This window comes from Streptococcus sp. 2022WUSS135 (assembly GCF_044427045.1).
GTDB classification, from domain to species: Bacteria; Bacillota; Bacilli; order Lactobacillales; family Streptococcaceae; genus Streptococcus; species Streptococcus hashimotonensis.
Genome location: NZ_JAOTGL010000009.1, coordinates 14,491 through 26,391, shown reverse-complemented (window position 1 = coordinate 26,391; position 11,901 = coordinate 14,491). Strand labels below are relative to the sequence as shown.

General features: G+C 41.2%; 8 protein-coding genes. 6 read left to right on the top strand and 2 right to left on the bottom strand.

Going from position 1 to position 11,901, the window contains the following annotated elements; translation table 11 throughout:
* Positions 1 to 27: 27 nt before the first annotated feature.
* Positions 28 to 1,374: a metallophosphoesterase gene (locus tag ODU45_RS04355; protein WP_398580837.1), complete on the top strand. Its 1,347-nt coding sequence runs from the start codon at positions 28 to 30 to the stop codon at positions 1,372 to 1,374.
* Between the two features lie 38 nt (positions 1,375 to 1,412).
* Here the strand turns inward: ODU45_RS04355 and ODU45_RS04350 are convergent, their stop codons facing one another.
* Together ODU45_RS04350 and ODU45_RS04345 are read right to left on the bottom strand one after the other, a co-directional pair.
* A complete protein-coding gene (locus ODU45_RS04350) occupies positions 1,413 to 2,720 on the bottom strand; it encodes a GHKL domain-containing protein (protein ID WP_398579517.1) in 1,308 nt (435 codons plus the stop codon).
* On the bottom strand, positions 2,717 to 3,430 hold the full coding sequence (locus ODU45_RS04345) for a LytTR family DNA-binding domain-containing protein (protein ID WP_205026783.1): 714 nt from the start codon (positions 3,428 to 3,430) through the stop codon (positions 2,717 to 2,719). The genes ODU45_RS04350 and ODU45_RS04345 overlap by 4 nt, the downstream gene beginning before the upstream one ends.
* Positions 3,431 to 3,669: 239 nt before the next feature.
* On the opposite strand from ODU45_RS04345, the gene ODU45_RS04340 reads away from it, so the two are divergent.
* The 5 genes from ODU45_RS04340 to ODU45_RS04320 all read left to right on the top strand — a co-directional run bounded on the left by ODU45_RS04340 (position 3,670) and on the right by ODU45_RS04320 (position 11,893).
* Entirely contained in the window at positions 3,670 to 6,579 is a 2,910-nt protein-coding gene (locus ODU45_RS04340) for a glycoside hydrolase family 3 C-terminal domain-containing protein (RefSeq protein ID WP_205026784.1), read from the top strand.
* A gap of 36 nt (positions 6,580 to 6,615) precedes the next feature.
* Positions 6,616 to 7,095: a GtrA family protein gene (locus ODU45_RS04335; RefSeq protein ID WP_114866972.1), complete on the top strand. Its 480-nt coding sequence runs from the start codon at positions 6,616 to 6,618 to the stop codon at positions 7,093 to 7,095.
* A 361-nt stretch (positions 7,096 to 7,456) separates the two neighbouring features.
* Positions 7,457 to 9,856 carry a glycoside hydrolase family 3 C-terminal domain-containing protein gene (locus tag ODU45_RS04330; RefSeq protein ID WP_398580848.1) on the top strand — a complete coding sequence of 800 codons (2,400 nt, stop codon included), beginning with the start codon at positions 7,457 to 7,459 and terminating at the stop codon, positions 9,854 to 9,856.
* 44 nt (positions 9,857 to 9,900) lie between these two features.
* Positions 9,901 to 10,914 carry a glycosyltransferase family 2 protein gene (locus tag ODU45_RS04325; protein ID WP_398580836.1) on the top strand — a complete coding sequence of 338 codons (1,014 nt, stop codon included), beginning with the start codon at positions 9,901 to 9,903 and terminating at the stop codon, positions 10,912 to 10,914.
* Positions 10,915 to 10,981: 67 nt separating this feature from the next.
* On the top strand, positions 10,982 to 11,893 hold the full coding sequence (locus ODU45_RS04320) for an aldo/keto reductase family oxidoreductase (RefSeq protein WP_105136730.1): 912 nt from the start codon (positions 10,982 to 10,984) through the stop codon (positions 11,891 to 11,893).
* Positions 11,894 to 11,901 lie beyond the last annotated feature (8 nt).

The following is an 11,901-nucleotide window of genomic DNA, read 5'->3' as shown; positions in this document are numbered from 1 at the left end:
TCATCTAAGATGATATACTTTTAAGGTATGAAGAAGAAAATAGTATTATTGTTAGGAGCTATTGCAGTTACTGTTTTGATTTGGTTTGCTATTGCTGGCCAGCATCAGCAATCCTATGTCGAGGCTGAATTAAGAGATCAAGATAAAATTTGGATTATCACAGATTTGCATTATTTGTCACAGGATTTATTTGATGATGGAGAGGCTTTTTCTTATATCGAAAAAACAGCTACTGGCAAGGATTTACGTTATGGAAAAGAGCGGATGGAGGCCTTGGTTGAGCAGGTTGAGCGTGAGCAACCGTCCTTGTTACTAGTCAGTGGGGATTTGACTCTCAATGGTGAAAAGCAGAGCATGGTTGAATTGTCACAGTATTTTACCCAGATTGAAGAAAAAGGAACAGAGGTTTTGGTCATTCCTGGTAACCATGATATTGCCAGTGGCTGGGCTAGGGCTTTTAAGGGATATCAGCAGGTAGTGACAGATCAGGTCACCGCTCAGCAATTTTCAGATATATTTGACGATCATGGCTATCAACAAGCCAGCAGTCGTGATCAAGTCTCATTGAGCTATCTGGCCAAGCCATTTTCCAATGCTTGGTTTCTGATGATAGACAGTAACATCTACTCTGACGGCTACGGTAAAGGAGCTCCTCCAACCAATGGACGTATCAAAAAAGAGACCTTGGATTGGATAGAAGTACAGCTTCAGGCAGCCAAGGAAGCTGGAGTAAACTTGATACCTGTTGTCCATCACAATATCTTGCAACAGCATGCCATGCTCTCAAAAGGCTATACTTTGGATAATGCTGCCGATTTGAAGGCCTTGTTCAATCAATATGGCATTCAATTTGGTTTTTCGGGACACACTCATTCTCAGAATATTGTTGAAGAAGACTTGGGGCAAGTCAGCTATACTGAAGTGGTCAATGGAGCATTTTCTATTTACCCAGCTGTTATCGGCCAATTGAGTCTTGATGATACAAGCATTCGCTATCAAAAAACTCAACTTGATATGGCTTCGTGGGCAGAAGAGCACCAACCTAGTGATCCAAATTTGCAGAATCACGTAAAGTACTTACAAACCGTCTTTGACAATACCAGTGACATCATGGTCCACAATGTGTTGAACGATGAACGGTGGTATGATGGCGAGACAGCGGATGCTATTTCACACTTTATCATGCCAGCCAATCGTGCTTATTTTTCAGGAGAAAAATTGAATCAGACTTGGCTTGATGAGACGGTATTTCCAAGCCAAGCCTATCAGACCTTGCAAGCGGCATCACCGAGAAGTTTCTTGGCTGATTATCTTGATGTGATTATAAAACGGAGTCAAAGTCGAGATGTGGAGCAAGTGACGGTTTCTAAATGACGAATAGAAAGAAAATCCCGCCTTTAAACGGGATTTTTCTATGCTTGTAAAGGGAGAATGATTTTTAGTTGAACCCAATTATCTTCCTTGCTAAGTGTGAGACTGCCACCGTATTTATTGGCAACATACTCCATACTCTTAAGACCGAATCCATGGTAGTCCTTGTTTGTTTTTGAGGTTTCAGGGAGCTGTCCTGTGGATAAGTCTAGTGAAGAAGTATCGTAGTTGTCTAATCGAATGATGAGAAATTGCTGATGGCTGGCAACCTTTAAAGTAATCAAGCGTTGTTCAGGATTATCTATTTTTTCAACAGCCTCTATGGCATTGTCAATGGCATTTCCAAACAGAGCTGAAATATCCATTACATCCATAAAATGGAGGGGTTCTCCCTGAACAATACAGGTAAAGTTGATTCCATTTTGCAAACAGTAATAATTTTTCTGGCTGAGAATGGTATCTAGAACGGGATTTCCTGTTTCAATCTTGGCATCAAGGGTTTGGATCACCTCGCTCATTTCCTCTAGGTATTTCTCCTTTTTTGTTTTATCCGATTCTTGCTGAATGATGGCCAGTTGATGCTTTAAATCATGGACCTTACGGTCAAGAATCTCACTGTTTTCACGATAGGCTTGGTATTGCTTGTATTGAAGTTGGAACATATTATTGATAGAAGTCAATTCCTGCCGTAAATAGCGATCGTATTGTTGAGATTCTTGGGTGAATAGGAGCAGAAGACCAGAGAGATTGACGGTTGTCCGAAGAATGAAAATGCTGGTTGAGTCTTGAAATTGGCGCGTGCCTGAGAGGATGAAGCCAATATTACTGAGAACAAAGATAGATAAGGTTGTAAAGACGGCTACCGTCACATCTCGCTGCTCAATGAATTTATCCAATTCTTCTAAGCGAACTTTTCGATCTTGTAGATAGATGAGCCAGTAGGAAAGCAGAGAAGTTATCAACAGAAATACCCCTTGTGTCCACAAGTTATCCACAGGCTGTTGATAAATCGTCAAACAGTAGAGATGCCAAGTAATGGAGGCTACTAATTCGGCAATGATAAAGGCTTTTGCTGTCAAATAGAGACTAGTCCTCTTGTGGATAACTCCAAGCAATCGAATGGAAACAAACATCCAAGCGATATTGATGCCCATTCCCACAGTCCAAAAAAGCAAGGGGAGTTTGCCAGCCAATAGTTGAAGTAAGATTTGTATGAGGAAAATCAGGAGGATGCGTACCTGTTTGCGTGACCATTTTTCAGACAAAACAAGTGAGGAACAGACCAGTAGGCAGGCCAAGCTTTCTGTTAGAGCAGTATAGAAACGCGGAATATCAGGGAAATTGATCATAGTAGGCTATCTCCGATGAAGTTGGTTAGAGCTGTCATAAATTCTTTTTTTCTTGGGCGGCTAATCGGCAAGGCTGTATTTGTGACGTAAACAAGGCTACCTTCCACTTTTTGAACGTGGGATAGATTGATGATATAGGCTGAGTGGGCTCGTACAAACACTTTACTGTCTAACATGGCTTCGAGATTCTTGAGACTATTATGGGTAATCGTTAGGCCACCGTCAACTGTGTAGATGTGAACCTGATGTCCTTGACTTTCTAGGTAAACAATATCTTCTTGATAGAGTTTTACGGTGGACTGTTTGCTTTTTATATACAAACTTTGTTTCTCTTGGCTATCGGGTAATTTTCTAAGAATTTTTTTAAAATGTTCCTCAAAGACGAAGGAGCTCAGTGGTTTGAGAAGAAAATCAATGGCCTCAACAGAATAACCCTGAATAGCGACATGGGAATGATTGGTCACAAAGACGATGAGAACATCTTTATCCACAGACCGAATCTTTTGAGCAGTGGTCATCCCGTCCATAATCTCCATCTCGACATCTAGGTAAATCAGATCAAATTGTTTTTGATAGTCACTAGTGATATGGAGACCGTCATTAAAACAGCTGATTTCCACTGCAATCCCAGCTTTTTGGCAGTAGGTTTTGATGTAGTTGGACAATCTCTCTTGCTCGATTTTTTGATCTTCTACAATCGCGATTTTCATAAAACACCCCTTTTATTTTCTATCAGTATATCAAAATTAAAATGAAATTGTTAGCTATATTTTAGAAAAATCAAATGATAAAATAGCAAGAGTAGGATTATTTTTCTCAATTTACAAATTATGAAGGTTAAATGACAGATTATGAAGAAAGGGTTTTCATTAAGTATGTTAATTGATATAGTGGACTCAAGAAAAAGAAAAGGCTTACATGAAAGCCGAAACGTTTAGGAGGAAGTCTTATGAAGGCTTGGAAAAAACTTGGTTTAGCAAGTTTAGTTACTCTGATAGGAAATGTCGGAGTAACGGTATTTGCGGAAGATTATGCTAGTTCCTATCAAGCATGGGATGCAGCAGGGATTGCAAAGATTGTTTTAATATGTGCTAGTTTAGCAGTCGTAGCTTTATTCGCATACTATATTTATAAAGGTGTGAAGAATAAGGCATTTGTTTCCAAAAAATCAAAGATCTTTACTTCACTTTTGGCATTATTAGGTGTAATAATCATTGGTGCTAACTATGCTGTCAATATGTTTGTCAATGTGATTGACACCTATTTTGCGCCATCTTATGCAGATGAGACAAAAATAGCTGAGGCAGAAGAGGTTTCTAAATCTTTGGTAACAACCATTCAAGAAGAAGGCACTGTCTTGCTTGAAAACAAAAATCAGATCCTACCGCTTGAAAAATCATCTAAGGTCAATGTCTTTGGTATTTCTTCTGTAGCCATTACTTACGGAGGATCTGGTTCAGGTGCTGCGGATGAGTCTAAAAACGTTAATCTGCAACAAGGTCTTGAAAATGCTGGCTTTGAAGTCAACAGTGAATTGACCGATTTCTATACAGAAAACCTCCCAGAAAAAGAAGGTACCAACATCTTCTCTCTCAATGGCGGAGATTACAATATCTATGAGCCAACTCAAGACAAATACACAGATGAATTGCTAACAAATGCGAAGAACTTCTCCGATACAGCCTTGGTGGTCATTTCTCGTAACGGAGGTGAGGGTGCAGACCTTCCACAAAATATGGCAGAATACCAACAAGGTGACAAGGATAAACACTATCTTGAACTTCAAGATGTTGAAAAAGCAATGTTGAAAACTGTAACCGAAAACTTTGATAAGGTTGTTGTCTTAGTCAACTCTTCAAATGCTATGGAACTTGGATTCTTGGAAGATGCAGGTGTCGATGCAGCTCTATGGATTGGAGGACCAGGTTCAACTGGTTTGAACGGTGTAGCCAATGTCTTGGCAGGAGATGTCAACCCGTCTGGTCGCTTGGTCGATACCTATGCCTATGACTTGGAAACCAACCCAACCTACTGGAATACAGGGGACTTCTCTTATACAAATATTACTTATGAAGATACTCCATGGGGAGCAAAAGAGCCTCAGACCTTTAACTACAAATTTGTTAACTACCAAGAAGGCATCTATCTAGGATATCGTTACTATGAAACTCGCTTTATTGACAATGCAACTGGTCAAGTAGATGAGGCAGCCTACGATGCAACAGTGCAATATCCATTTGGCTACGGTTTGAGCTATACAACATTTGACCAAGAAATCACCAGTATGAAAGAGAATGGTGATAAGATTGAGGTCAATGTCAAGGTAACCAACACTGGTGATGTAGCTGGTAAAGAAGTTGCACAAGTTTATTACACTGCTCCATATACCGAAGGAGGCATTGAAAAATCCCATGTTGTCTTGGCTGGCTTTGACAAGACAGATGTACTTGAACCAGGACAAAGTGAAGAAATGACAATTTCTTTCGACCGTGATGACATGGCATCTTATGATGAAAAGACTGAAAAAGCCTACGTCTTAGACAAAGGTGACTACCAAATCAAACTCATGAATAATGCTCATGATGTATTGGATTCAGAAACCTACACAGTTGATAGCAAGGAAGTCTTGAAGCAACGTTCATCTGACAAGGCTGAGGTAACTAACGCCTTTGAATACGCTGTTGGCGATGTCAAGTATGTAACCCGTGCGGATTGGGAAGGTACGCTTTCAACTGAACGTACAAAAGACAAAGAAGCTAGCGAGCAAATTGCTGCTGAGGTAGATCGTTCGAACTTCCGCATTGACGAATCTTCAGAAACACCGATTGATACAGTAACAACAGAAGATAATGGACTTCGTTTGGTTGATTTGATTGGTGCAGACTATGATGATGAGCGTTGGGAACAATTAGTTGCTCAAATGTCTGTTGACGAAATGGTCAACTTAATCGGTTATGGTGGTTATGCAACAGGAGCAGTCAAATCAATTGATAAACCAGCTGTTGTTGACTTGGACGGCCCTGCTGGTATTAACGGTATCTTCCAAGGTATCAAAGGTGTTCAATACAATTCAGAAGTTGTTGTTGCTTCTACTTGGAATACTGACTTGGCTGAAGAAATGGGTGATGCTTTTGCCAAAGAGGCATTGGCCCATGGTATCGTTGGTCTATATGCCCCAGCTGTGAACATCCACCGCTCACCATTTTCAGGTCGTAACTTCGAGTACTATTCAGAAGATCCACTGATTTCAGGTAAAATGGCAAGCTCACTGGTTGCAAAAGCTCTTGAAAATGGAGTCTATACCTTTACAAAACACTTTGCTCTCAACGACCAAGAAGATAACCGTGATGGTGTTGCAACATGGTCTAATGAACAAGCTATCCGTGAAATCTATCTGAAAGCCTTTGAAATTCCTGTCAAAGAAGGCGGAGCGACTGCTATTATGTCATCCTTTAACCGTATTGGTACCCTCTGGGCAGGGGGTAATAGCGACCTCTTGAATACTGTCCTTCGTGACGAGTGGGGCTTCAAAGGGATGGTGATTACAGACTTTGCAGGTAAGGATTACATGAGTCCAGACCAGGCTATCCGCAATGGTGGTGACCTCATGTTGACACCTATGGGAAGCCTCCCTACAGCAGCATCAACAGGTACAGAAGAAGGTGTTGCAGCACTTCGTCAGGCAAGCAAAAATATCTTGTACACCGTTGCTCATTCTGCAGCCTTTGACATCTACAAACCAAAAACGAAATGGTGGATTGTAGCTTTAGTAGCAAGCAATATTGCCCTCATCGGATTGACAGGTTTCGGTCTTGTCAAGTTGACAGGTAAGAAAAAAGAAGAAAAAAACGCAGCATAGCAAGGGGGGTCCCCCTTGTCTTGCATAGGAGACAGTATGAAAGAATGGATTGCCAAACACCCAGACTTGTGGGAATTTATCAAGTTTAATGTGTTATCAAACATAGCGACCATCACAAATTTCTGTGTTCTGTGGTTGTCAACAAATTTCCTCTTTACAGCCTTGTCAAGTCAGCCATTTGACTGGTTTATCTTTCACTATTCTGTAGAAAATGGCGGTTTAAACGGCTTTCTCTCCTTCCTCTTGGCCTATGTAGCGGCACAGATTGTCAACTATATCGTCCAAAGGAAGTTGGTATTTGGTGCAGAAAATGATATTTCCAAGACCCTCCATTGGTATATCTTAACTGTTCTAGTTGCAGGAATTTTGTCCATTGTGCTACCACCTTATACTACTCAGCTTTTTACATCATGGGGTTTGAGTTTGGGTTGGGCACAGACAGCAGCCAACTGGGTCAATATTTTCGTTCAAGTGGCTGTTAACTATCCGATGATGAAGTTTGTAATCATGAAATAATACTCTTCGAAAATCAAACTCAGCCGTTGTTGACTTGATTTGATGAGTGGAAAGCTCCAGTGGAGGTTTCCAGCCTGTCACTTGACAATAATAAAGTGACAGAGTTCTATCTGCTCATATCGAAACGAACAAGGTTCGTCCTATCTCCCACCTCCAACAGTCTATTCTCAGACTGTTGGAGCTAGCCTGATTTTGATTTTCATTGAGTATAAGAAGTAATAGGAGCGGTCTCCCTAGTATTTTCTGGGGAGATTTTTTATAGCAGATTATGCCTAAAATCGTACAGATTATGAAGAAAGCGTTTTAATTGCCCCGTTAGTCTGATATGATAATGATAAAGAAATAGAATGAGGAAAAGATGATGAAGCATCAGGAGATTATTAATCGTTTAACATTGGAAGAAAAAGCAGCTCTCATGTCAGGAAAATCTGTTTGGGAAACCAAGGATTACCCTGAAAAAGGAATTCCATCTATCTTTTTGTCTGATGGGCCACATGGAATTCGCAAGCAAGAAGGTGAAGGTGATCACTTAGGGCTGAATGCCTCTGTCCCTGCAACTTGTTTCCCAACAGCTGCTACTTTGGCAAATTCTTGGGATGTAAATCTGATTGAACGTGTCGGACAGGGTCTCGGTGCAGAAGCAAACAGCTTGGGTGTCAATGTCATTTTGGGGCCGGGGCTTAATATTAAGCGCAGTCCCTTATGTGGTCGAAACTTTGAGTATTACTCAGAAGATCCTTATCAGGCGGGAAAACTGGCGGCCGCAATGATTCGGGGAATGCAGTCGCAAGGTGTTGCGGCAACGCCTAAGCATTTAGCTGTAAACAGTCAGGAATTGCGACGTATGGCTTCAGACTCCATTGTAGATGAGCGCACGCTGAGAGAGCTCTATCTGACAGGATTTGAAATTGCTGTGCGTGAAGGAAATCCAAAGGCAATCATGTCTGCCTATAACAAAATAAACGGCGTCTACGCTAATGAAGACAAGCGCCTCTTGCGTGACATTCTTTGTGACGAATGGGGCTTTACTGGCTTTGTCGTATCGGATTGGGGAGGCTCTAATGACCATGTTCTCGGTGTTGAAAATGGTAGTCATTTGGAAATGCCGGGTACTAAAAAGGTTGGTCAAAAGGAAATCATTGACGCTGTTCAGTCTGGTCGTCTGTCCGAGCAGGTATTGAATGAGCGCGTGGATGAGCTACTTGATGTGGTTTTGGAGTTGGCCAATGCTGAAAAACAAACTGTAGATTATTCTGAACAACATAAATTGGCCCGTCAGGCTGCTGCTGAGAGCATTGTGCTATTAAAAAATAAGGATCATGTCTTGCCCTTATCTAGCGAGATAAAAATAGCCCTTATCGGAGAATTTGCCCAAAATCCTCGCTATCAGGGAGCCGGCTCTTCCTTAATCAATACAAGACAATTAGATAAAACAGTGGATTGCATCGCGGATTATCCATTAAATGTCATTGGTTACGAACAAGGCTATCAACGTGTAGATAAAGAAGATGGGGAATTAGTTGACAAGGCTGTCAACCTTGCTAACCAAGCAGAACTTGTTCTGTACTATATGGGGCTGGATGAAATGAGTGAAAGTGAAGGCTTGGATCGTCAACATCTAAGTCTCCCCAAAAATCAGTTATCCTTACTGAATGTCTTGGTAGGGACAGGTAAAAAAATCGTTGTTGTCCTATCAGCGGGTTCGGTTGTGGATATGAATTGGGATGTGGATGTAGATGCGGTTCTTCACGGCTATCTATCAGGAGAAGCTGGCGCTAGAGCCATGTTAGATACCTTGACAGGTCGTGTCAACCCGTCAGGGAAACTAAGCGAGACCTATCCTGTTGAGTTGGCAGATGTTCCGTCTTCTGAGGGCTATCCTGCTGAGGGAGATCTTGCCCTCTATAAGGAAGCTCTCTATATAGGCTACCGTTACTTTACAAGCGTTGACAAGGATGTCAAGTATCCCTTTGGCTATGGATTGTCCTACACAGACTTTTCTTACAGTCAATTAGAAGTGTCTGAATCAGGGGTTTCCGTCACGATCACTAATACAGGAATAGTAGATGGGGCTGAAATTATCCAATTGTACGTAGGCAAAGAAGACAGTCAGATTTACCGACCTGTAAAGGAATTAAAAGGCTTTAAAAAGGTATTTATAAAAGCAGGCGAGTCCAAACAAATTTTTATCCCTTTTGAGGACTATACTTTCCGTTATTTTAATAGAGAGACAGGCCAATTTGAAGTAGAGGCTGGAAATTATCTCTTGTATGTAGGTGCAAGTAGTCAGGATATTCGCTTGATTGGCGAGATTACCCGACATGGTACAGTAGACCAATTTCCTGCTTCAGAACAGCTTCCGACTTATCTGACAGCCCAAGTACAGGCTGTTTCATCGCAGGATTTTGCACAATTGCTTGGACGTCCAGTTCCAGAAGAAACCTGGAAAATTGGTCAAGAACTGAGCCTGAACGATCCAGTTTTGAAACTCCAATTTGCTAAGAGTGGGTTGGCACGTGGGGTGCATAAACTATTGGTTAGCTTACTCAAAAAAGCAGAGCAGAAAGGGACTCCTGACTTGAACCTGTTGTTCCTTTATAATATGCCATTTAGGGCTATGGCAAAGATGACAGGTGACATGCTTGATTTACCGATGGTGGAAGGGATTCTAACCATTGTCAATGGCCATTTTTTCAAGGGCTTAGGCCAACTATGGAAAGCCTATCAAGCAAAACGAAAATATCAAAAGCAACTTTCCTGAAAATGTGATAAAATAGTAACAAATTGTGTCAAATGGAGAGAAAGATGACCTTACTAAGCATTGCCATTCCGAGTTATAATTCGGATGCTTACCTTCATTACTGTGTTCATTCCCTTGTAATGGGTGGTGACAAGGTTGAAATTCTGATTATCAACGATGGTTCGACCGATCGGACTCAGGAAATCGCAGAGGGACTAGAGAATCAATTTTCAAACGTACGTGCCATCTATCAGGACAATAAGGGCCATGGCGGAGCTGTAAATACAGGGGTACGTGAGGCCAAGGGGAAGTACTTTAAAGTTGTAGATTCAGATGACTGGGTTGATACCAGAGCCTATTTGAAGATCCTAGAGAGTTTGCAGGCATTGGAAGACGAAAATACGCCAGTTGATGCCTTCATTTCCAATTTTGTTTATGAAAAAGAGGGGCAATCTCGTAAAAAATCCATGTCTTATCAATCCACTCTACCTGAGAACCGTATCTTCGGTTGGGAGGATGTGGGTGCCTTTTCCAAGGGTCAATACATGATGATGCATTCCTTGATTTACAGGACAGATTTATTGCGTGAGGTTGGTCTCGTTCTACCAGAGCATACTTTCTATGTGGATAATATTTTCGTATTTACTCCTTTACAGGCTGTGAAAACCATGTTCTATCTACCAGTAGATTTTTATCGTTACTTTATTGGTCGAAATGACCAGTCTGTCAATGAATCCGTCATGATTAAGCGCATTGACCAGCAGTTAAAAGTCAATCGGATTTTGGTAGATAATTTAGACTTGGAGGCGATTGACAATCCTGATTTACGGAGTTATTTGCTCAATCATGTGGAGATTACAACCATTATCTCCTGTGCCCTTCTCAATCGTGCTGGAACGGCTGAACACATGATGAAAAAGCAGGAATTATGGCACTATATTCGTGATAACAATCCAGCTCTCTTTAAAATCGTTCGAAAAGGGTTACTCGGGCAATTAACTAACTTATACGGTTATCCAGGTCGAAAAATTTCCAATGCTGTCTATAAAATCGCGAAAAGAATTTATGGTTTTAACTAAAACTCAGTTTCGGCTGAGTTTTTCTGTTATAATGAATAGAAGAAAAACGCTTACAAGGAGAAGAGACATGCAAGAATTAGGACAGACAGGTTTACAGGTTTCTCGAATTGCTTTAGGCTGTATGCGAATGGCTAGTTTGACAGAGCAGGAAACTGCTAAAGTGTTAGATACTGTAATGGGTCGCGGCATTAACTTTTTCGATCATGCAGATATTTATGGTGGTGGTGAGTCAGAAATTCGCTTTGCTCAGGGGGCAAAATTGGCAGGTCTCAAGCGTGAGGACCTGCTTCTCCAGTCCAAATGTGGCATTCGTAAGGGTTATTTTGATTTTTCAAAAGACTATATTTTGGAATCTGTGGACGGGATTTTGAAGCGCTTGGATACAGATTATTTGGATGTTCTCGCCTTACATAGACCAGACGCTCTCATGGAAGCAGAGGAAGTGGCAGAAGCCTTTTATCTCTTGAAAAAAACAGGGAAGGTTCATCATTTCGGCGTCAGCAACCAAAACATTTACCAAATGGAGTTATTGCAATCCTATCTCGATCAACCGCTTGCAGTTAATCAATTGCAGCTATCTCCTGCTCACACGCCTTTGATTGATGCTGGATTACATGTCAATATGAAAGATGATGCTGCAACTATGCGTGATGGTGGGCTGATTGATTATTGCCAGCTTAAAAAAATCACTATCCAAGCCTGGTCTCCTTTCTTGATTGATTTGCAACGAGGTATTTTTGCCAATCATCCAGATTATGCTCTTTTAAATCAAACGATTGGGGAAATAGCAGAGCGATACAATGTTTCACATGAAACAATTGTCGTGGCTTGGATTTTGCGTCATCCAGCAAAGATTCAAACTATTGTTGGGTCCATGAATCCAGAACGTTTGACCAAGATTGCACAAGCTAGTGAGATTACCTTGACTAGACCAGAATGGTACGAAATATATAAAAGTGCAGGCAACATCTTGCCCTAGGAGGAAGC